13 protein-coding genes are annotated in these 23,276 nt (G+C 60.4%); 5 read left to right on the plus strand and 8 right to left on the minus strand.

Annotated elements, in window-relative coordinates:
• Nucleotides 1-141: 141 nt before the first annotated feature.
• From IVA93_RS29125 to IVA93_RS29140, 4 genes are all read right to left on the minus strand, one after another.
• Entirely contained in the window at nt 142-9,213 is a 9,072-nt protein-coding gene (locus IVA93_RS29125) for an Ig-like domain-containing protein (RefSeq protein ID WP_247789287.1), read from the minus strand.
• Nucleotides 9,214-9,665: 452 nt separating this feature from the next.
• Nucleotides 9,666-10,544, minus strand: a complete 879-nt coding sequence (locus IVA93_RS29130) for a FecR family protein (protein ID WP_247789288.1) — start codon at nt 10,542-10,544, stop codon at nt 9,666-9,668.
• Nucleotides 10,545-11,259: 715 nt separating this feature from the next.
• Nucleotides 11,260-11,499 (minus strand): hypothetical protein, encoded by a 240-nt coding sequence (locus IVA93_RS29135; RefSeq protein ID WP_247539980.1) that lies wholly within the window; start codon nt 11,497-11,499, stop codon nt 11,260-11,262.
• Nucleotides 11,500-12,109: 610 nt separating this feature from the next.
• Nucleotides 12,110-12,265: a hypothetical protein gene (locus tag IVA93_RS29140; RefSeq protein ID WP_157642954.1), complete on the minus strand. Its 156-nt coding sequence runs from the start codon at nt 12,263-12,265 to the stop codon at nt 12,110-12,112.
• A 174-nt stretch (nt 12,266-12,439) separates the two neighbouring features.
• Here IVA93_RS29140 and IVA93_RS29145 point away from each other — a divergent pair, with 174 nt between their 5' ends.
• Complete coding sequence (locus IVA93_RS29145; RefSeq protein WP_247789289.1) at nt 12,440-13,006, plus strand: transglutaminase-like cysteine peptidase; 567 nt, start codon at nt 12,440-12,442, stop codon at nt 13,004-13,006.
• Nucleotides 13,007-13,210: 204 nt separating this feature from the next.
• On the plus strand, nt 13,211-14,302 hold the full coding sequence (gene gmd / locus IVA93_RS29150; RefSeq protein ID WP_247368966.1) for a GDP-mannose 4,6-dehydratase: 1,092 nt from the start codon (nt 13,211-13,213) through the stop codon (nt 14,300-14,302).
• Nucleotides 14,303-14,423: 121 nt separating this feature from the next.
• Here gmd and IVA93_RS29155 read toward each other — a convergent pair whose 3' ends face one another.
• From IVA93_RS29155 to IVA93_RS29170, 4 genes are all read right to left on the minus strand, one after another.
• The gene (locus IVA93_RS29155; protein WP_247453932.1) at nt 14,424-15,731 is read right to left on the minus strand and encodes a WcaI family glycosyltransferase; all 1,308 of its coding nucleotides are present in this window, start codon (nt 15,729-15,731) and stop codon (nt 14,424-14,426) included.
• 61 nt (nt 15,732-15,792) lie between these two features.
• Entirely contained in the window at nt 15,793-16,767 is a 975-nt protein-coding gene (locus tag IVA93_RS29160; RefSeq protein WP_018456090.1) for a GDP-L-fucose synthase family protein, read from the minus strand.
• A 278-nt stretch (nt 16,768-17,045) separates the two neighbouring features.
• Entirely contained in the window at nt 17,046-17,318 is a 273-nt protein-coding gene (locus IVA93_RS29165; protein ID WP_245288426.1) for a hypothetical protein, read from the minus strand.
• 204 nt (nt 17,319-17,522) lie between these two features.
• Complete coding sequence (locus IVA93_RS29170) at nt 17,523-18,521, minus strand: ABC transporter substrate-binding protein (RefSeq protein ID WP_018456092.1); 999 nt, start codon at nt 18,519-18,521, stop codon at nt 17,523-17,525.
• Between the two features lie 379 nt (nt 18,522-18,900).
• On the opposite strand from IVA93_RS29170, the gene IVA93_RS29175 reads away from it, so the two are divergent.
• From IVA93_RS29175 to wzy, 3 genes are read left to right on the plus strand one after another with little or no spacing between them, the layout of a single operon-like run.
• Complete coding sequence (locus IVA93_RS29175) at nt 18,901-20,268, plus strand: undecaprenyl-phosphate glucose phosphotransferase (protein WP_018456093.1); 1,368 nt, start codon at nt 18,901-18,903, stop codon at nt 20,266-20,268.
• Nucleotides 20,269-20,314: 46 nt separating this feature from the next.
• Complete coding sequence (locus tag IVA93_RS29180) at nt 20,315-21,808, plus strand: lipopolysaccharide biosynthesis protein (protein ID WP_039799615.1); 1,494 nt, start codon at nt 20,315-20,317, stop codon at nt 21,806-21,808.
• Nucleotides 21,805-23,271 carry an O-antigen polysaccharide polymerase Wzy gene (gene wzy, locus IVA93_RS29185; RefSeq protein WP_247789290.1) on the plus strand — a complete coding sequence of 489 codons (1,467 nt, stop codon included), beginning with the start codon at nt 21,805-21,807 and terminating at the stop codon, nt 23,269-23,271. The genes IVA93_RS29180 and wzy overlap by 4 nt, the downstream gene beginning before the upstream one ends.
• Nucleotides 23,272-23,276: the final 5 nt, after the last annotated feature.

A 23,276-nucleotide genomic window follows, 5' to 3' on the forward strand; every position in this document is an offset into this window, starting at 1 on the left:
AAAATTATCACGGTGCGAAAAAAATCTTTTGCGAAGCGCGTCTGACGGGGCGACCGAAGCCCCTGCATTCACCGACCGAAATCTCAAGCTGTTCACGCGCGGCGTAAGCGGGCCGAGCGGAAGGAGCGAAGGATTCGATTGTTAGACATGGAAGAAGTCCAAATTGGCCAAACTGCTTGCTGTTACGGCCGTTAAGACGACTTCCATATCCGCCGAACCCTGGTTCTGAGCTGCCCCGGAACTGTTAACATAAACAATCGTGTCCGCGCCGCTTTGGATCCACGCGATACTATGCGCAGCCACCTGCGTGCTACCGGCTATCAAGCCTTGGACGGTCGTGGCTCCAGTGATACCCGAAATGTCAATGACGTCTGTCCCATGAACGAAGTCGCTGATCGTGTCATGGCTTGCAACAGTCGACTCGGAAACGGCAGCAAAGACAAACTGATCAGCGCCAGCGCCCCCTATCAGCGTATCGGCGCCAGCTCCGCCCCGAATAAAATCGTTCCCCGCTTGACCGTCCAACGTGTTATTTCCAGCGTTGCCAATAATGACGTCAGCGAAACCCGAGCCACGAACAGCATTCACGCCGGTGAATGCATCTGTACCGACGTCCGCAACATCGCCAGAGGCCGTTCCGTGGGAGTTGCCAGCGGCGAGATCTACGGTCACAGCATCCAGAGCATTGTAGAATGCGATGCGGGTATTACCGTTGCCCGTGATAGTGTCATCGCCGGCCATCCCCTCAAACTCGTTGAAGGTACCGAAATCACCGACATTTGGCCCGGAGACGCCGAAATTGGTCGCGACATAAGTGTCGGCGAAGGCGGTCCCGCGGATCGCTTCAATTGATCGAAGGGTGTCTGTTCCGATGGCAGCGTCACCTGACACCGTGCCCGAAGCCATATCGACTTGAATACCTGAAGCCGAACCATCGTGGTTGTAGAATGTCCTGTCGAACCCACCTTTGCCGTCGATGAAGTCATTGCCGGCGCGCCCGGAAAAATCTTCCGCCGTACCACTCGGATTGGCAGAGCCGGTGATGGTGTCGGCAAATGACGATCCCGAGACCGAGCCAACACCCGAGAACGTATCGATGCCCACTGACCCATCACCGGTTACTGTACCCGACGCGCCACTGGTGGTGCTGGTCCAGCCATTGAGACTAAAAGTTATCGTCACGGAGCCGGTTGCATTGGCGTAGATCAGACGGGTATTGCCGTTGCCGGTGATGATGTCGTTACCACCCATTCCTTCAAACTGATTGAGGTTGCCGTTATTGCCGATGTTGGCATAGGGAAGTCCGGTTGCAGGATCGATAGCGCCGCTGACGCCGAAATTCGTGGCATCATACGTATCGACAAAATTGGTTCCCTGAATGCCTTCGATCGAACGCAAGGTGTCGGTGCCGCTCGATGCATCGCCGATCACCGTTCCTGCCGCAAGGTGAACGCTGATCCCACCCGTCGTGAAGGTTAGATTGGCGTATTGCGCCGTATCGAAGCCGCCGTTTCCATTGATAAGATCGTCGCCGGCAAGGCCCATGAAGTTCTCGTTGGCGCCGCTTCCCGAAAAGACGTCCGCAAACATCGATCCCATGACGGCGTTGACACCGGTGAACGTATCGGTACCCACCGAGGCATCGCCGGTCGCAGTGCCCGCAAGGAGATCGACCGTCACGCCGGCGCTTGATTGCGTATATTGGAGTCGGGTGTTGCCATTGCCGATGATTGCATCGTTGCCGCCCATGCCTTCAAAATTATTGAAGGTGCCGCTCGATCCGGCATTGGTGCTGGTACCGCTGAAACCAGTGGCATCGTAAGTATCAGCGAAGTTGGTGCCGCGGACGGCTTCCATCGAACGCAGCGTATCGGTTCCGATCGTCGCATCGCCAGTGACGGTTCCGGCCGCAAGATTAACGGTTATGCCCGTGGTTGTGGTGACGTCGTTATTATAGATGGCGAAATCGTAGCCGCCGCGGCCATCGATCAGATCGTTACCAGCACGACCGTCATATTGCTCGAAAGTACCATTCGGATTGTCACTGCCCCGCAGCGCGTCGCCAAATGCTGACCCAATGACTGAATTGACGATTGTAAAGGTGTCGTTGCCGACCGACGCATCGCCGCTCGCTGTGCCTGCGACAAAATCAACGATGACTGCTGCTGCCGCATTGACATAGGAAATACGAGTCAAACTCTCGCCGGAAGGATTGACCGTGCCGACGATGATATCATCTCCCCCCATGCCTTCGAAGCTGTTGAAGCCAATTGGCGTACCAGGCACCCCGGAGTTACCGCTGAAGCCGACCGCCGAGTAGTGGTCGGCAAGATTGCTGCCCTGGATGGCTTCGATACCGATGAGAGTGTCGGTGCCGACGCCTGGTCCCGTCACGGTCCCGGCAGTCAGATCGGCGGTAATGCCCCCGGTCGCGTCGACATAGACCGCCCGATCAACACCCGACAAGCCGTTGATCGTGTCATTGCCGCCGAAGCCCTGGAATGCATCGTTCCCAGCGGTGCCGGTCAGGGTGTTGTCGCCAGCGTCGCCGAGAATGGCGCCGGGCACGCCCACCGTATAGACCACCGCGCTGCTGGTGGCGGTGTTGCCGGCGGCATCGTTCACCCGTGCGGTCAGCGAGTTGCTGCCGTTGTTGAGGCTGACTGTGGTGCTCCAGCTGCCATTGCCCTGCACGACGGCGGTGCCGATCGGCGTGGCGCCGTCGAGGATGGTGACGCTGGCGCCGGCGTCGGCGACGTCGACCGTGCCGGTGATGGTCTGGCTGGCCTGGTTGACCGGTCCGCCGGTGCTGGTGATCGCAACCGTCGGCGCAGTCGTGTCCAGGGTGAAGCTCAGCGCGGCCGAACCGGTGTTGCCGAAGCTGTCGGTCTGGCTTGCGACGATGGTGTGCGATCCATCCGCCAGCCCGCTCGGGAGGAACGACCACGCGCCTTGCGCATCGGTGGTGGCGGTGGCCGCGACCGGAGTGCCGTCAATGGTGAAGTGGACCACGGTGTTGGCAAGGCCGGTGCCGCTCAGCGCCGGGTTGGCGGTGATGTGGTCGGCGGCCGAGCTGCCGGTGTCGGCGACCAGGGTCTCGGTCACCGTTGGCCCGGTGGTGCTGAGCGTGTAGACCACCGCGCTGCTGGTGGCGGTGTTGCCGGCGGCATCGCTCGCCCGTGCGGTCAGCGAGTTGCTGCCGTTGTTGAGGCTGACCGTGGTGCTCCAGCTGCCATTGCCCTGCACGATGGCGGTGCCGATCGGCGTGGTGCCGTCGAGGATGGTGACGGTGGCGCCGGCGTCGGCGACGTCCACCGTGCCGGTGATGGCCTGGCTGGCCTGGTTGACCGGTCCGCCGGCGCTGGTGATCGCAACCGTCGGCGCAGTCGTGTCCAGGGTGAAGCTCAGCGCGGAGGTGGTCGAGCTGTTGCCGGCGGCATCGCTGAACTGCGCCGCGATCTGCCTGGTGCCATCGGCTCCGAGATCGCCGGCGGTCACTGTCAGGCTGACGCTGCCTGCCGTCACGTCAGTGGCCGTGATCACATGCGTGACCGGATGGGCCAGCGGCGAGCCGCCCAGCAACAGCTGCACCGTATCGCCGACCGCAGCCGTCGGGGTCAGCGCCACCGTGAAGGTCGGCGCCGTCGCCGACGTGAGATTGTCCGTGTTCGAGGTGCCGGTGTCCGAGCCCGCCGTCAGGTCCGGCGTGCCACCGCTCGGCGCCGCCGTGTCGAGGGTGAAGCTGAGCGAGGCCGAACCAGTGTTGCCGAAGCTGTCGGTCTGGCTTGCGACGATGGTGTGCGATCCATCCGCCAGCCCGCTCGGGAGGAACGACCACGCCCCTTGCGCATCGGTGGTCGCCGTGGTGGTGCTGAGAACACCATCGATCGTCAGATGCACCACGGTGTTGGCAAGCCCGGTGCCGCTCAGCGCCGGGTTGGCGGTGACGTGGTCGGCGGCCGAGCTGCCGGTGTCGACGGTGAGGGTCTCGGTCACTGTCGGCCCGGTGGTGCTGAGCGTGTAGACCACCGCGCTGCTGGTGGCGGTGTTGCCGGCGGCATCGTTCACCCGGGCGGTCAGCGAGTTGCTGCCGTTGTTGAGGCTGACCGTGGTGCTCCAGCTGCCATTGCCCTGCACGACGGCGGTGCCGATCGGCGTGGTGCCGTCGAGGATGGTGACGCTGGCGCCGGCGTCGGCGACGTCGACCGTGCCGGTGATGGTCTGGCTGGCCTGGTTGACCGGTCCGCCGGTGCTGGTGATCGCAACCGTCGGCGCAGTCGTGTCCAGGGTGAAGCTGAGCGAGGCCGAACCGGTGTTGCCGAAGCTGTCGGTCTGGCTTGCGACGATGGTGTGCGATCCATCGGCCAGCCCGCTCGGGAGGAACGACCACGCGCCTTGCGCATCGGTGGTGGCGGTGGCCGCGACCGGAGTGCCGTCAATGGTGAAGTGGACCACGGTGTTGGCAAGGCCGGTGCCGCTCAGCGCCGGGTTGGCGGTGATGTGGTCGGCGGCCGAGCTGCCGGTGTCGGCGACCAGGGTCTCGGTCACCGTTGGCCCGGTGGTGCTGAGCGTGTAGACCACCGCGCTGCTGGTGGCGGTGTTGCCGGCGGCATCGCTCGCCCGTGCGGTCAGCGAGTTGCTGCCGTTGTTGAGGCTGACCGTGGTGCTCCAGCTGCCATTGCCCTGCACGATGGCGGTGCCGATCGGCGTGGTGCCGTCGAGGATGGTGACGGTGGCGCCGGCGTCGGCGACGTCCACCGTGCCGGTGATGGCCTGGCTGGCCTGGTTGACCGGTCCGCCGGCGCTGGTGATGGCAACCGTCGGCGCAGTCGTGTCCAGGGTGAAGCTGAGCGAGGCCGAACCGGTGTTGCCGAAGCTGTCGGTCTGGCTTGCGACGATGGTGTGCGATCCATCGGCCAGCCCGCTCGGGAGGAACGACCACGCGCCTTGCGCATCGGTGGTCGCCGTGGTGGTGCTGAGAACACCATCGATCGTCAGATGCACCACGGTGTTGGCGAGCCCGGTGCCGCTCAGCGCCGGGTTGGCGGTGATGTGGTCGGTGGCCGAGCTGCCGGTGTCGACGGTGAGGGTCTCGGTCACTGTCGGCCCGGTGGTGCTGAGCGTGTAGACCACCGCGCTGCTGGTGGCGGTGTTGCCGGCGGCATCGCTCACCCGTGCGGTCAGCGAGTTGCTGCCGTTGTTGAGGCTGACCGTGGTGCTCCAGCTGCCATTGCCCTGCACGATGGCGGTGCCGATCGGCGTGGTGCCGTCGAGGATGGTGACGCTGGCGCCGGCGTCGGCGACGTCGACCGTGCCGGTGATGGTCTGGCTGGCCTGGTTGACCGGTCCGCCGGTGCTGGTGATCGCAACCGTCGGCGCAGTCGTGTCCAGGGTGAAGCTGAGCGAGGCCGAACCGGTGTTGCCGAAGCTGTCGGTCTGGCTTGCGACGATGGTGTGCGATCCATCGGCCAGCCCGCTCGGGAGGAACGACCACGCGCCTTGCGCATCGGTGGTGGCGGTGGCCGCGACCGGAGTGCCGTCAATGGTGAAGTGGACCACGGTGTTGGCAAGGCCGGTGCCGCTCAGCGCCGGGTTGGCGGTGATGTGGTCGGCGGCCGAGCTGCCGGTGTCGGCGACCAGGGTCTCGGTCACCGTTGGCCCGGTGGTGCTGAGCGTGTAGACCACCGCGCTGCTGGTGGCGGTGTTGCCGGCGGCATCGCTCGCCCGTGCGGTCAGCGAGTTGCTGCCGTTGTTGAGGCTGACCGTGGTGCTCCAGCTGCCATTGCCCTGCACGATGGCGGTGCCGATCGGCGTGGTGCCGTCGAGGATGGTGACGGTGGCGCCGGCGTCGGCGACGTCGACCGTGCCGGTGATGGCCTGGCTGGCCTGGTTGACCGGTCCGCCGGCGCTGGTGATCGCAACCGTCGGCGCAGTCGTGTCCAGGGTGAAGCTCAGCGCGGAGGTGGTCGAGCTGTTGCCGGCGGCATCGCTGAACTGCGCCGCGATCTGCCTGGTGCCATCGGCTCCGAGATCGCCGGCGGTCACCGTCAGGCTGACGCTGCCTGCCGTCACGTCAGTGGCCGTGATCACATGCGTGACCGGATGGGCCAGCGGCGAGCCGCCCAGCAACAGCTGCACCGTATCGCCGACCGCAGCCGTCGGGGTCAGCGCCACCGTGAAGGTCGGCGCCGTCGCCGACGTGAGATTGTCCGTGTTCGAGGTGCCGGTGTCCGAGCCCGCCGTCAGGTCCGGCGTGCCACCGCTCGGCGCCGCCGTGTCGAGGGTGAAGCTGAGCGAGGCCGAACCGGTGTTGCCGAAGCTGTCGGTCTGGCTTGCGACGATGGTGTGCGATCCATCCGCCAGCCCGCTCGGGAGGAACGACCACGCCCCTTGCGCATCGGTGGTCGCCGTGGTGGTGCTGAGAACACCATCGATCGTCAGATGCACCACGGTGTTGGCAAGCCCGGTGCCGCTCAGCGCCGGGTTGGCGGTGACGTGGTCGATGGCCGAGCTGCCGGTGTCGACGGTGAGGGTCTCGGTCACTGTCGGCCCGGTGGTGCTGAGCGTGTAGACCACCGCGCTGCTGGTGGCGGTGTTGCCGGCGGCATCGTTCACCCGGGCGGTCAGCGAGTTGCTGCCGTTGTTGAGGCTGACCGTGGTGCTCCAGCTGCCATTGCCTTGCACGATGGCGGTGCCGATCGGCGTGGCGCCGTCGAGGATGGTGACGCTGGCGCCGGCGTCGGCGACGTCGACCGTGCCGGTGATGGTCTGGCTGGCCTGGTTGACCGGTCCGCCGGTGCTGGTGATCGCAACCGTCGGCGCAGTCGTGTCCAGGGTGAAGCTCAGCGCGGCCGAACCGGTGTTGCCGAAGCTGTCGGTCTGGCTTGCGACGATGGTGTGCGATCCATCCGCCAGCCCGCTCGGGAGGAACGACCACGCGCCTTGCGCATCGGTGGTGGCGGTGGCCGCGACCGGAGTGCCGTCAATGGTGAAGTGGACCACGGTGTTGGCAAGGCCGGTGCCGCTCAGCGCCGGGTTGGCGGTGATGTGGTCGGCGGCCGAGCTGCCGGTGTCGGCGACCAGGGTCTCGGTCACCGTTGGCCCGGTGGTGCTGAGCGTGTAGACCACCGCGCTGCTGGTGGCGGTGTTGCCGGCGGCATCGCTCGCCCGTGCGGTCAGCGAGTTGCTGCCGTTGTTGAGGCTGACCGTGGTGCTCCAGCTGCCATTGCCCTGCACGATGGCGGTGCCGATCGGCGTGGTGCCGTCGAGGATGGTGACGGTGGCGCCGGCGTCGGCGACGTCCACCGTGCCGGTGATGGCCTGGCTGGCCTGGTTGACCGGTCCGCCGGCGCTGGTGATGGCAACCGTCGGCGCAGTCGTGTCCAGGGTGAAGCTGAGCGAGGCCGAACCGGTGTTGCCGAAGCTGTCGGTCTGGCTTGCGACGATGGTGTGCGATCCATCGGCCAGCCCGCTCGGGAGGAACGACCACGCGCCTTGCGCATCGGTGGTCGCCGTGGTGGTGCTGAGAACACCATCGATCGTCAGATGCACCACGGTGTTGGCGAGCCCGGTGCCGCTCAGCGCCGGGTTGGCGGTGATGTGGTCGGTGGCCGAGCTGCCGGTGTCGACGGTGAGGGTCTCGGTCACTGTCGGCCCGGTGGTGCTGAGCGTGTAGACCACCGCGCTGCTGGTGGCGGTGTTGCCGGCGGCATCGCTCACCCGTGCGGTCAGCGAGTTGCTGCCGTTGTTGAGGCTGACCGTGGTGCTCCAGCTGCCATTGCCCTGCACGATGGCGGTGCCGATCGGCGTGGTGCCGTCGAGGATGGTGACGCTGGCGCCGGCGTCGGCGACGTCGACCGTGCCGGTGATGGTCTGGCTGGCCTGGTTGACCGGTCCGCCGGTGCTGGTGATCGCAACCGTCGGCGCAGTCGTGTCCAGGGTGAAGCTGAGCGAGGCCGAACCGGTGTTGCCGAAGCTGTCGGTCTGGCTTGCGACGATGGTGTGCGATCCATCGGCCAGCCCGCTCGGGAGGAACGACCACGCGCCTTGCGCATCGGTGGTGGCGGTGGCCGCGACCGGAGTGCCGTCAATGGTGAAGTGGACCACGGTGTTGGCAAGGCCGGTGCCGCTCAGCGCCGGGTTGGCGGTGATGTGGTCGGCGGCCGAGCTGCCGGTGTCGGCGACCAGGGTCTCGGTCACCGTTGGCCCGGTGGTGCTGAGCGTGTAGACCACCGCGCTGCTGGTGGCGGTGTTGCCGGCGGCATCGCTCGCCCGTGCGGTCAGCGAGTTGCTGCCGTTGTTGAGGCTGACCGTGGTGCTCCAGCTGCCATTGCCCTGCACGATGGCGGTGCCGATCGGCGTGGTGCCGTCGAGGATGGTGACGGTGGCGCCGGCGTCGGCGACGTCCACCGTGCCGGTGATGGCCTGGCTGGCCTGGTTGACCGGTCCGCCGGCGCTGGTGATGGCAACCGTCGGCGCAGTCGTGTCCAGGGTGAAGCTGAGCGAGGCCGAACCGGTGTTGCCGAAGCTGTCGGTCTGGCTTGCGACGATGGTGTGCGATCCATCGGCCAGCCCGCTCGGGAGGAACGACCACGCGCCTTGCGCATCGGTGGTCGCCGTGGTGGTGCTGAGAACACCATCGATCGTCAGATGCACCACGGTGTTGGCGAGCCCGGTGCCGCTCAGCGCCGGGTTGGCGGTGATGTGGTCGGTGGCCGAGCTGCCGGTGTCGACGGTGAGGGTCTCGGTCACTGTCGGCCCGGTGGTGCTGAGCGTGTAGACCACCGCGCTGCTGGTGGCGGTGTTGCCGGCGGCATCGCTCACCCGTGCGGTCAGCGAGTTGCTGCCGTTGTTGAGGCTGACCGTGGTGCTCCAGCTGCCATTGCCCTGCACGACGGCGGTGCCGATCGGCGTGGTGCCGTCGAGGATGGTGACGCTGGCGCCGGCGTCGGCCACGTCGACCGTGCCGGTGATGGTCTGGCTGGCCTGGTTGACCGGTCCGCCGGTGCTGGTGATCGCAACCGTCGGCGCCGCCGTGTCCAGGGTGAAAACAACGGATCCGCTCGTGGTAACGTTGGCGTTAGGGTCCAAAGCCACGATGCTGTGGTCGCCGTCACCTGCCAGCGTGACTGCTATGCTCCAAACGCCGCCAGAGCGGACAGTAACCGTTCCAATTTGCGTGGTGACACCGTTGTAGGTGTCATACAGCGTCACCGTGCTTCCAACGAAAGCGGCATCAACAGTTCCGCTGATCGTCTGACTTCCTTGGTTGATTGGACCGCCTGCGCTGCTGATAATTACAGGTCCGAACGAAGTCGCGACAACAGCTTGCGGCGTATCCAAAACGGGGACGAGCGGTTTCGATGCGGACGCAGAACTTCCCGTGACGGAAGCTAGGGTCACAAAAACCGGAGTGATCGATCCGCCACCCGCTTGGCCCTTCACGTCGTCTGCAATGACGGTGGTCGAGGCTTCGGTAGGTGATGGTGGAGGACTCCCAGCGAACTTCTGCAGCGACTTTGTATCGGCATCTCCTCGCTTGCCGTCGCTAGGTGCCGGAGTGTCTGGGGCCATCTGTTTGCCGATATCGTAGGTCGTCAACACCTGCTGGAAAGCGCTGAATTCCTGCGCGACCTGGCCTGGGCTCTTACTGATGGCTTGGGTGATCACCTCGAATTGGCAGTTGGCGTGATGGTCAGCGATGGACCGTCGCTGGTAACTATTCCGATTGGATCCCCCGCGGTACAAACGCCTTGAAGCAAGTTAGTTGGGACGCATTTGAAGACCTGCACGGAATGAATCTGACCATCTTGCTGATCGGCAACCGAGATCGAGACCTGCCCATCCACCGCATCGACGTTAAGAAGAACTGCGGTACCGCGAATTCCAATCACGGCACTTGGCGTCGCGATCTGCATGTCACCCGTTTTGGCGACCTGGCCAGCGACGAAGCTGGCCGCGCCTTGGACGAGAGTGAACATCGAATGGTTCGCGCCACTCGTCAGACTGACTAAGGTACCGCTCGCACTACTCTGCCCTTCATACCCCAATTCGTTCAACATGAAGCGAGCGTTTGCACTTAGGTTGAACGTTGAGCCGTCGATTAGAACCAGGCCGATGGTAGAGCCACTTCCAGTCTGCACAACGTCGTTCTGATAGACCACGTCCCCGTTGTTCGCTTCGATGGTAACGCCATTGCGAACGATGCTGGCGCTTCCCGTTATGGTGGCGACATGGCCGATGACCTTTACAGGCGCCGCATTTCCTCCGGCTTGAGCAAAGGTTTGATAGCCCGTCAGCGCTTCGACGACTCTCGCATCGAGTTGCGCGCCGTCTGCCGAAATGAGCGGCGAACGCTTCTCACCGAGAAAGTAGTTGTGAATCGAGACCCGATGGTTGGGATCAGAAATGATGAGATCGGGGCCCGAACGTGCATATTCGCCCGAGAAGAGATGTGCGTCCGGAATGATGAGTGAATCAGTTGGGCCAGGCTCAAGGAGGCCAAAGGACCCCCACGCGGCCTCAGATGCAGCAACATCAAGCATTGGGTTTAATGGGGTATTCAAATCCGCGACCCCATGAATAAATTTGCTAATTAATCACATTTAATGTTAATAACACCCGATCGACGGACTGAAAAGCGTTTTTGCAGGCAAAGCTGTATTGGTTTGAAGTCTGTTGATCGTTCGACGCGCAACAATGCGCCTGCGCGTTATGTGGCGCGATAATACGTGTACGGCGGCGGGACGAGTTGATCTGAATAGTCCCGCATCCAGCCGGACACACCGCCAGAGTCCAACTCGCATGGTGCAACCGAGAACTTTTCGTCGCATGGACCTCATCGAGGTGCGCCGTCAACTAGTGCACGCGCGCAACCGGCATTCCAATAACAGCCTTATTGTAAGGCGTATCAACGGCCTGCTATGCCGCATTTATCACTTGGAGGAAGCGCTCGACCCTAGCCAAGGTGAGCGAATCCGCAAAGCTGTTCAAATTGTGCTACGAGATACGTCGAAGAGTTAGTTTGACCTAAGTCCCGGATCAAGCGGGCAGACAGCAACAGCAGGTCCAGAGCATTGGCGCGAGGGCGTCGCCGATACGTTCTCCCACGATTGAGAATGCCGGCCTTTAGATCTGGATCCAATTTAGGCCATGCCAGCATTGATCTGCATATCGGCCCGTAGGTGCATTCGCTCTCGCGGTGATCTCTGTGCATCCCACTTGCGGACCAGTGGCGCATTGGATCTCGGTTGACCGTTGTTAGCTCTTTTCTGCGGCGTTGAAGCCGGGCTGGCGGCTGCATGCTTGTCTGGCACCATTAGCCTCGACGGCTATCTGAAACGACGAGGCAGACAGCAGCTCCATGGCTGATTGTTCTTCGGTCAGGCGCCTCTTAACATACTGCCGTTCAATCTCAGTCAGCGTAGTTTGAAGCAGGCCCAAATACCGCTCAACGTTCTTTCGATAAATGCGCAAACGAACAAGCTTCTCGTCGATCATCTTTTATCCCGATGAATGGGTGCAATACGCCTGAAAATACCTCTTGAAGAGGCTATTTTTAAATGAGTATATTTAAATTTGGTGTATTTAAAATGGCAGACAAATTCGGTCGGGTCAAGAAGGGGTATCTGCGATGAAATCGATCATGCTCGCAGTCCTAACTCTGTTCGCGATTTCAACCGTCGCGCCGCTCTAATCATCGGCAGCGCTGGCCCAGCAAAACCCACCCGCCAAAGCCAAATTCGCTGAGAAGGGATGCAGGCTGGACGCACGGTACGCCTGCTAATGAGTGGCCTCACATCGCGGCGGCTCGCGAGCCTACATGAAACGTGGGAGCACGGTTGTTTGGTAACGTATAGCGGCCGCTGGGGCAAAAGCCGCTGGCGAGGAATCTTTGTTGGACATGACCTAATGATGAAGCGGCAAACCACGCTCTTCGGGACCCGGAAGCACCGATTTGGTGCAGGCACGAGCGATGGAAGCGCCACTTACAATGAAGGCCAATTTACGATTGGCTCTCGCATCGAGGTAAGGCCCTCAGCGGGGCCACGGTTGTGCGGCAAAACCGGAACGCTGATTGGTGCTGGATACCATCCCAGGAGTCTCCGCGTCATATTGGATGGTTCAAAATCACCAATAACCCTTCACGTTGCATACGTTGCAATTGTAAATGAGAAATTCTGATTGATGCTGCGGCAGCTTGCGTGACGAGTTCATCATCCAGCCGCGGCAGCGACAAATAAGTCTGGTTGATCTGATTCAGCAAAGTCCGCTCTCGGCTTTTCGGGGACGTCAGATCCGCCCAGTGGACCTCACGCCGACAGATTGAGTTGGGTTAACGGCGCAGATTGAGGCATTGACTGCCTCACATTTGATATCGCGTTTTCATTATTGCGTCGCAATATACAAGGATCGTCCAGCCCATCATGAGGCCGATGCGATGATCCGACATGCTGCACGCATGCTGGTGCTGGCGTGTTGCGTTAGCAGCCGGCCCGCCTACTCCGATTTCGACACACAGGAGGTCGTTCCTCCGCTTTCGTTCACGCTGTTCTGCACAAAGTACCCTGAAGATTGCCAGGAACAGCAGGACCTTCGCATAACAGGCTTCCGCTCCCGAGGGCAGCGCTGGCGCGAGCTCAATCAAATCAATTCAATTGTCAATTCTAGCATCGCGTCCGAGAGTCTGTTGGTAAGCCGGAATGACTATGAATGGCAAATCTTTCCCTATGATGGAAACTGTGGCGATTATGCCGTTACAAAACGCCATTTGCTGCTCCAAGCGGGCTGGCCAACCTCGTCTCTCCTTTTGGCAGAAGTTGTTATTCGCAACACAGGAGAGCATCACCTCATTTTGCTCGTACGAGAAGGAAGAGTCAGTTTCGTTCTCGACAATCTGAGCGGGGCGGTCGTCCAGCTCAACGAAGCCTCGGATCAATACGTCTTCCTGCGCACCCAATCGGGTCTGAACCCTCAACTCTGGATGCGCGGACTCGCGAGATCTTAGCTGCTCGCCTGCTGTTCGAATTCTGCCACGTTCGGGAATTCGGTCATCCCGAGGGCTTGGGGTATTAGTCCCTTGCCGGCCCTCCGAAGTTGATACGGCTGGCTCGTTAATAATAGCGCCCAATCAGCTCAAAAATACTCTGCCGCGGGTAGCAACGGGACAGCCTATTGGATAAGAACACGCATCCAGTCTGTGAGAATTTGCATGACCAAAAAGCGCGCATTGATTACCGGTGTTACGGGCCAGGACGGGGCCTATCTGGCCGAGCTGCTTCTAGGGAAGGGCTATGAAGTCCATGGCATCAAGCGCCGGACCTCCCTCTTCAATACGGATCGCATCGATCATCTTTATCTCGATCCACACGAGCCCGATCCGCCGTTCCGGCTGCACTACGGCGATCTGACGGACTCCTCCAGCCTCATCCGGATCGTTGCCCAAGTACAGCCTGACGAAATTTACAATCTGGCTGCGCAGAGCCATGTGGCCGTGTCGTTCGAGGAACCCGAATACACTGCCAATTCCGACGGGCTGGGGACGCTGCGGATTCTCGAAGCCATGCGCATCGTAGGGCTCGAGAAGACGGCCCGCTTTTACCAGGCATCGACTTCCGAACTATACGGACTGGTTCAGGAAATTCCGCAGAAGGAGACCACTCCTTTTTACCCGCGCTCTCCTTACGCAGTCGCCAAGCTCTACGCCTATTGGATCACGGTGAACTATCGCGAAGCGTACGGCATGTATGCCTGCAACGGCATCCTGTTCAATCACGAATCGCCGGTTCGCGGCGAGACGTTTGTCACCCGAAAGATTACGAGAGCGCTGGCGCGTATCCATTTGGGTCTGCAGGAGCGCCTGTATTTGGGCAATCTCGACGCCCTGCGCGACTGGGGCCACGCCCGCGACTACGTCGAGATGCAGTGGTTAATGCTGCAACAGGAGAAGCCCGAAGATTTCGTGATCGCTACCGGCGTACAGCACTCCGTGAGAGATTTCGTCAATATTGCAGCGAACGAGGTCGGGATACAGATCCGCTGGGAAGGCAGCGGCGCCGATGAGATGGGCTATGACACATCTAACGGAAAATGCATCGTCTCGGTCGATCCCCGCTATTTCCGCCCCACAGAGGTCGCAACTCTCTTGGGAGATCCATCGAAAGCCAAGCAGAAACTCGGATGGGAGCCAACGACCTCCTTCGAAACGCTGGTTCAGGAAATGATGAAGGAAGACCTCGAATCCGCAAAGCGCGACGAACTGATCAAGCAGCACGGATTCAGATACTTTCCGCGTCACGAGTGATCCTGAGTTAGATCAGCCGCCACCGCGAGCGGCCCGGAGGTAAGCGCTCATCGCGACGCTCACCTTTGGCTGCTCTTGTTCGTCGACCGACGTCATCTCTCCGCAGTCGCGGTCAGACGCCTCAGGGCAAGCGAACCGCATCCTCCACTGGAAGTCCAATGTTGTCGTTAGCGCTTGTCGGTCCGATACCCTTCGGTCCTGCCGACTTGCGCTCGTCGATCATGACTTCCGACCACCGACGAACAATTGTTTGTCGGTCCCACCGATCAAGGGCGCGCTTTCTTCCTTGCTCCCCGTAATGCTCGCGGAGGCCGGATGCCTCACTAAGCTCGCAAATTGCGACTTGAAGAGCGGACGAATCTCCCGGTGGAACCACAAGGCCCGCGCCGATGACTTCCGTCGCAAGCCCCGTACCCTCTTCGGCCATGGCGATGACTGGCCGAGCGGACGCGAAGATCGCGCCAAGCTTGGAAGGCAACACCAGATCGGCCGCCTCCGCCTTCTGCGGGATCAGGTGGAAATCTGCAGTTGCCAACAACTCGTTGAAGCTTTCCTTGGGCTGAAGCCCGAAAAAGTGGATGTTGGAATGTCCGGCGGCCAATTGCTCGAGCCTCGTCTTATCTGGTCCGTCGCCGGCAAGAATAAACCGAATATGTGGATGGCTTTGCTCCAACCCGATCGCGGCCTCGATCACGAATTCAAGCCCTTGCTTTCTCGACATCGTTCCGGAGTAGAGCGCAACGATGTCGGTCTCGCCAAGCTTGAGCTGCTCGCGATATTTCGTCATCCGGGAAGCGGGACGGATCGCCCGGGTATCAATCCAATTTCTGACCTCAACGGCTTTATCGAAGTCCACGCCTTTGAGGATCAGGCGATCCATCATCGGCTGAGAGATGGTCGAAACATGATCGAAGGATTTGAGGATCGCTGCTTCAGTTCTAAGCATCCATTTGCGCAAGAAACCGTTGCGCAGCAGACCAAGATCGAAAGCCGCATCGACCTCGAAATCCTGAATGTGCAGCCACGATTTGGCGCCGACGCGACGAGCCACGAACGAGACGAAGGCAGCCGACATCAGAGACGGGGCTACCGCGATCATGACGTCTGGTCGCCAGGAGAGCGCATTCACGAGGGCCGGCACTGCGCTCGAGAGTGCGAAGGAGGCATGATGGATAAGTCGCTTTGCCCCTGACGGATGTTCAGGCACATAGATCGGCGTACGCGTGACCCGAACGCCATCGATATGCCTCGTTCTGAAGTAAGAACTACTAAAGCGGTGCGGGATCTTCCAGGCGGGATAATACGGCGGAGCCGTGATCACCCTCACCTCGTGACCGTCGGCGACGAGGCTTTCGCAGAGCTCGCTATTGTATTTCGCCACTCCGATCAGATCGGGGGCATAATTGATGCCGACCAAAAGAACACGCATAGAGCCCCGCCCAGATCAAAGTTCAGAATAAAGGATTTTTCTTACAGCCCAAATCGTCTACTCAGCGCGTTGCGCTGACTTCCAGGTGACGTCCGTAGCCCTTCAAAAAATCTACGTAGGCGGCCGCGAGACCGGCCCGCAGAGCAACGTTCGGCCGCCAGCCAAGCCCTCGAATTCTCGAGCTATCGAGCAGCTTGCGCGGCGTCCCGTCAGGCTTCGACGTATCGAACGCAAGCTCGCCTTGATAGCCCACGACCTCCGCGACTGCCGTTGCAAATTCGGCGATCGACAATTCCTCGCCACTGCCGACATTGATCGGCAGATCGCTGGAATAGTTCTTCAGAACGAAGACGCAGGCATCGGCGAAATCGTCCACGTTGAGAAACTCGCGAAGCGGCGTGCCGGTGCCCCACACGGAGACGCTGGGTGCGTTAGCGATCTTGGCTTCGTGAAAGCGCCGGATCAGTGCCGCCGGGACATGGCTATGATCCGGATGATAATTGTCGCCACGACCATAGAGGTTGGTGGGCATGACCGAGATGAAATCATCACCATACTGCCGACGATAAGCTTGGCACATCTTGAGGCCGGCAATTTTGGCGATGGCGTACCATTCGTTGGTCGGCTCGAGTGGCCCGGTCAGCAACTCGCTTTCGGCGATCGGCTGATTGGCGTGTTTGGGATAGATGCAAGACGAGCCGAGAAACAACAGGCGCTGCACGCCAACCATGTGACTTGCGCGGATCACGTTCAATTCTAGCGCAAGGTTGTCGCAGAGAAAATCGACCGGGAAATTGTTGTTGGCTGCGATGCCGCCCACCTTTGCAGCGGCGTGAACAACGGCCTCTGGGCGATTGGCCTCGAGCCATTTTAGGGTGGGCTCTTCCTTCGTGAGGTCCAGCTCACGCCGGTCGGCCGTCAGCACGGTGCAGTTTTCTGACGCAAGCCTGCGGACGACAGCTGATCCGACCATGCCTCGGTGACCCGCGACAAAGACACGTTTGCCGGAGAGTTCGTAGGTAGCAGCCCCTGTCATCGCAATCCTCTACCGGCGCTCGGTGCGCAGGAACCTTATCCTGTGAGATCTAGCGACCGCCGCATTACGCAATCACGCTGCCGATGCAGTCCCGCCGGACAGGTAACACAATCTTCATCATGCGACAGCCTGTCCAGACTACGGGAAGATATTCATGGTGAACCCGCGCCGCGCGCACAAAAGGTTGGCACAGAATGAAACAAAAACGAGCAAGGCAGCCGCGTCGGCCGCGCGGCTGCCCTGAAATTCGTTAAAACGGCAGCGCCGCTCGGGTTACTTCAGTAGGCCCGGCGCAGGACAGGGCCGAGAGGCGCGCAAACCCGGTCCATATACCAGCCATAGGGCGTCTCGACCCGCACCAGAGGGCAACGGCGCCACGGCACGTACCGATAGGGATAGGGTTGGGCCCAGAACGTCACAGGCGTCACCTGGCTCTCACCCGTGAGCAGGGCTGCCGGTGCCGGCATCTGCATCGCGGCGTTCGCTCCGCTCGCCGCGATGAAGGTAACACTTGCGCCCAAAAGGCCTGCTCGCATCAACGTCTTAAACATCCAAAATAGCTCCTCACCCCTGCGGAGTTGATCCCCGAACGCGCTCGTCAGGCCCCAGCCGACCGACGCCAGTTCGCAAGACCGCTCCACGACCAGCCCAAATAGTGAACCGAACTTTACCAAAGCCACCGGCAGAAATGCAACCGATGCCGGGCACCCGAGCGACTTTTGGACGATATGGCGCGCGGGTGTGGCTTCTTGGTCCTATTTTTGCTCGCTCCAGGCGCCTGGAGCAGCGAGGTCGGGTGAACGGCGGTACACATCCCGAAGGAACTGGTAGTTGACCGTCTGAGCCAAAGGCACGCTTTCCTCGCCCAGCTTCGCAAAGAGCAGGATATCCCGGAGCGTCCGCCAGCGGCTTTCGTCGTAGTCGCCGATGCGGCCGCCCGTCGGAAGCACGAGGGGCCGCTGCTGCTGCAGCTCGAACCTGAGCCGTTCGGGATGCAGAGCGGTCGGTTCGGTACCGGCGAGAACAGGCACGCTCCGTGCATAGTCAGCGTAGGTGAATTGCCATCCTCGGATGAGGCCCTGAAGGACGTCGGCGATCATGGATGGCTGTTCATGGACGAGAGCGGTGCTTGCGAAGTAGACCAAGCCAGGAACATGAATCCCGTAGTCTTGCGGCTTGATGACATTCAACTTCATGCTATTCGAACTGGCCGGATCTGGTTGGGCGTCGATTGCGGCAATGACCGCATCCACCTCCCCGGCCCTGAGAGCCTCGAAACTGTCGCGATCGGGCACCTTCGCGATTTGGCTTCGAGGCAGTCCAAGCTGCGCCATCATGGCATCGAACACCACATCGCCCTCACTCGCTTTGCGGTATCCGATTCGTTTTCCGACCAGATCAGCCGGCCGCCGCAGGCCCGAGCTTTCGAGAGTAAAGATCGCAACGGAGGTATCGAGAAAGCTTGCTGCAAACGCGGTCACGGGAACGCCGCGCCAGCTTGCCAGCAGGAACTTTTGGCCGCTCGTCACGCCGATGGCATGTTGACGTGCAATGGTTTGGACGAAGTCCGGGTCGGGTTGGGCCGCCACCTCAATGCGGGAGGAGAAATATCCCTGCCGGGATGCAGCGAGTTCGCCGCCAAAGCGCGCGCCATATGGCCCGTCCAGGAGGAGCTTGACCGCTGCGCTGGAGGCCGTCGGGGCTCGTACGGGCGCCGCATCGCGGCGAAGCAGAAGCAGCACGGTTCCGGCCAAGGCGAGGACAGCCAAGGCAACGGCGAGGTAACGCCTCCCTCTCGGCGTCGTCCGCCGCCGGGACTGGGTTCGAGGCAACGAGATTTTCCTAATGGTTTGTAAAATTGAACATATCAGTCGGGGCGAGATGGACTACAATGCAACTGATCGGGTAAGGTTAATTTTCCCTTCGCCTTGTTTTAACAGCGATTTTGACTGATAGCACGGCTTCTTCGGTAAGGAATTTTGCGTCAGTGGGTTTGCCAGGATGACAATTCTTTCCACTCGACAGGTGCCCGTCCCTGATTCTGCGACGGAAACTGGTGGAGTCGAGCCATTTGCAAAAACACGTAAAGGGTATGCGCCGCGGTGGATGCGACCTTTGGTTGTGGAACGGGGGATGGCCGTTGTGGATGCGGCCCTGATCGTGGTCAGCGGCATCGGCTGCGCGGTCGCCTATCATTTCTACACCCAATCGACGCTGGGCAAGGCCGATGTCTATGCCGCGGCGAGCGTCCTGGTCGCCATCAACTTCATCCTGCTGACCACGGTCCAGCACGGTTACCGGCTCAAGAACATCACCAACCTGTCGCGCGCGTTCCGCACCGCGGTGACGACGTGGACCGGGCTGTTCGGGGCGCTGCTGGCGATCGCCTTCACCATGAAGGTCAGCGAGGAGTTTTCCCGCGGCACCACGCTCTCGTTCTACTTGGTCGGCCTCACGGTGCTGCTGGCCTGGAAGCTCGCGGCCGGGCGCTGGACCGCCAGGGCGCTTGCCACCGGGGCGTTCGCCAACAGCCGCGCGGTGATGATCGCCGAATTCGGGCTGCCGGCGGCGTCCAACACCATGATGGACCTCGCCCAGCACGGCTATCGCCTGATGCGGATCATGGAGATCCGCTCCGCCGACCTCGCCTCGCCGCTGCTGCTGTCGGCAATCGCGCCACGCTTTGACGAGCTGATCGCCTATGCGCGCGAGAACCGGGTCGAGCACATCTTCCTGCTGATGAGCTGGAGCCGGCAACACGCGATCGACAGCATCCTGGACGCGCTGAAGATCCTGCCCGTTCCCGTGCATCTGGTGCCCGATGCCCACGCCGCGCGCTTCCTGCGCTATCCGCTGCAATCGACCGGCAACACCTTCACCGCGGAGCTGCGCCGCGCCCCGCTGTCGCGGAACGAACGCGCGCTCAAGCGCACACTCGACCTCGCCGGCACGGCCCTGGCGCTGATCGTGTTCGCCCCCGTGATGCTGGTGACCGCCGTGCTGATCAAGGCGTCCTCGAAGGGGCCGGTGTTCTTCCGCCAGACCCGCAACGGCTTCAACGGCCGCGCCTTCAAGATCTATAAGTTCCGCACCATGCGCGTGCTCGAGGACGGCCCGAAAATCGTGCAGGCACAGAAGAACGACCCGCGCGTGACCGCCATCGGCAAATGGCTGCGCAAGACCTCGATCGACGAGCTGCCGCAGCTCTTCAACGTGCTCAAGGGCGACATGTCGCTGGTCGGCCCCCGTCCGCACGCGGCCGCCCACAACACCGAATATGAGCAGATCATCGGCAACTACGCCTACCGCCATCACGTCAAGCCCGGCATCACCGGCTGGGCCCAGGTTAATGGTTACCGCGGAGAAACCCGCGCGCTCGAGATGATGGAGAAGCGCGTGGAGCATGATCTGTGGTACATCAATAACTGGAATGTGGGGTTGGATGTCAGGATCATTGTTGGAACGGCCTTCACTGCTTTTCGTCAGCAAAAGGCCTACTGATAATTCCGCTCCGTACGTGATCTTTTCGGGCTGACAACCACTTCTTATGAGCCGCACAAAATTAAATGCCATCGCGCTATACGCAAACTTTGTTGTAATGGCATTGCTCGGACTTGCGATCAATCCGCTCCTTGTCCAAAGCTTAGGTCCCACCGACTTTGGAATCTGGAAATCCCTGTTGCGGCTGCTCGACCTCTCAGGCGTTGCCGACGGCAGAGCTACGCAAGCCCTGAAATGGATTGTCGCCCACGGATCCGGAAAGGATGACGATTTAAGCCTGCGTCGCGCCGTCGGTGCAGCCATCCTAATGTGGCTATTTTGGCTTCCGGTGCTTCTGTTAGCAGTCTCAGGAGTTGTCTACCTCCTGCCCTCACTCATCAACGGCATCACCGCCGATCATCTTACATTTGCGAGATGGGCAGCACTGGCGCTCGGAATCAATGTAGTCTTGAGCGCTGTGGTCGGCATTCCGGATGCGGTTCTGATCGGCACCAATCAAGGTTACCGCTCCATCGTTCTGACGACCACAATTCTGATTGTAAGCAACGGGTTGATGCTTCTTGCTGCGCGAGGAGGCTATGGACTACCGACTCTGGGGCTGATTACCTTAGGCTGCACCGTGCTAAACGGTACGCTCACATGGTGGATTGCCCGCAGACGCGTCAACTGGTGGGGAATTGCCAAGCCAACGCGCAGCGACCTTACCCGTTTCGCTGGCTTCAGCAATTGGACGCTGGTGTGGGCACTCGTTCAACTATTCCTGCTTTCGAGTGAACTTCTCCTGATCAGCGCCCTGTCGGGTCCTCTCGCGGTCACCAAATACACGTTCACCTCCTATTCGATTCAATTCGCACTTGCGATTTGTCTGATGACTGGCAGCGCAGTTACACCGAGCTTGGGCGCGCTGATCGGAAATGGTGATCTTCGCGCGGCAGGAAGGCTTGTCGACAAAACACGCGAAATCCTGCTAGCAGTCATGACCGTGGGCGGAGCGGGTATCTTGCTACTGAACAAGGCATTCGTCACTACGTGGATCGGACCTCAGTACTACATGGGTGACACGCTTAACGTTCTGATGGTGATCGCATTCCTGCAACTTTCACACATACGATTGGAAGCACAAGTTCAGGACGTTGGACTCAACATTTCGAAGAAAGTTCTCGTTGCCCTGGCGGGGACGTTTGGCAGCTTCCTATTGGCAGGGCTGCTTTACCTTGCGTTCAGCTCGCTCGAGAGCATCTATGTGGGCCTTATCATTGGCCGCCTGCTCGCTTCTATCCTGCTGCCGCGGTTGGTCTGCGGTCTTGTTCCGGTACCCTTCTGCCATTGGCGCGGAATGGTAGTATTGAGCATTGTGATTGCGGCTTCGATCCTCGTTGCGCCCTTTATCGACCCGCACGGCTGGCCTGCCCTTTTGCTGACAGCCGCAGCGACGTTCATCGTGCTCGCTGGTATTGCATTTGCGTTCGTCCTCACTCAGGAGACCCGTTCGCTCATCTATGGACGAACCTTCGCAGCTCGCGAAAGAATTACGCAATGAATCGCACCCGTTCAATCCCCCACAAAACGTCGCTCATAGGTCAAGCCCTATTACTCGGCTGCTTGACGTTCGCATTATACGCTGTCCCCACCGGAAACGACGCTTATCTCGCTTGGCCGGTTATTGTTCTATTCTATATTTACTTCATACACTCGTTTCTCTCGACCGTTCGTATTCGTCCGGACATCCCCGTATACACGTCAATCGAAACTCTCTTTCTAATGTTCTATTTCTTGCTGTTCATAAATCCTTACCAGCTGCATTTTCTCGGGATTTCCGATCTGCGTAACAACTCGTACCTTCCCTTCGTGTACGAGCACGGATCGAACCAAGCTCTCGTTGCATCTGCGCTCGGGTTCGTCGCATTTCATCTTGGGCTGAGCATTGGCACTGGATCAAATTCAAACTTGCCGCCGGCCAAGAGCGCGAACGAAGGCCAATACTATGTTGCTTTTGGCTATATAGTTTTGCTGCTCCTCTCCGGATTCATTCTCATTTATGAAGGAGCTGGCCTCCAGAGCGCGGATGAGGGGCGGTATACCAAGATAACGAGCGGCGGCGCCATTGCAGACGGCATCTATCTCATAATCACAATGCTATGCATCGTTGCAGGATCGCGCGCCATCGCCCTAATCGCGCAAAGGAAGGCTCTGGAGCTTCCTATCCTTCTTTGCCTTCCCATAATCGCTTATTGGTCTGCGCGAATACTCCTTCATGGAGACCGTAATTCATTCTTCCTGATTGCAATCGCCGCGGGAGGTGGCTTTTTCACCTTTATTCGACGCACATCCTGGATGGCCTTGGCGGCGTGCGTCTTCGCTTCACTAGTACTTTATACTACGGTCGAGACCGTTCGAATGTCGCAGGATCGATCTTTTTCGGGCCTCATAGCGAGGATGTTTGAAGCTCGGCCGAGCGAGGAAGCAAATCGTAGTAGCAGCTTCAGCATAACGACTGCCACCTTGCGAGCGACTTTCGACATTGTCCCCGAGCGGCTAGATTACGGATACGGCAAGTACAAGCTGATTGGCTTCGCAGGAATCGTACCGTTGGTCCGAGGCTCCCTGCTGGGCAGCGACGCACATATGACCAATACAGCGGAGGTGCTCTCCAGTTATATGCTCGGTCCGAATGCAGGCTGGAGCGTCGGATCGAATCTGCTTACAGATGCGTATATGGACTTCGGGCCCTTTGGCATCCCGGGCTTGATCCTGCTGGCTGGGATATTTTCCGGAACGGTCCAAAAGCGCGCGGCATTGACCCCATTCTCGACGCGCACGATCACTTTCTATCTCCTTGTGCTCGGCAATTTTGCCGAACTGTCGCGATACACCGTCGATTTTCCAGTTAGGATGCTCACGTGGACCTATATCCTTTTTAAAGCCTACGACGTGCTCATGTGGATGCAGGGCCGCGCGCTGCCCACTGCTCGCTTGAGCAATCCTCTCAACAGTAAACGCTAGCCGCC

Origin of the sequence: Bradyrhizobium sp. 155, assembly GCF_023101105.1 — a bacterium.
Taxonomy (GTDB): Bacteria; Pseudomonadota; Alphaproteobacteria; order Rhizobiales; family Xanthobacteraceae; genus Bradyrhizobium; species Bradyrhizobium canariense_D.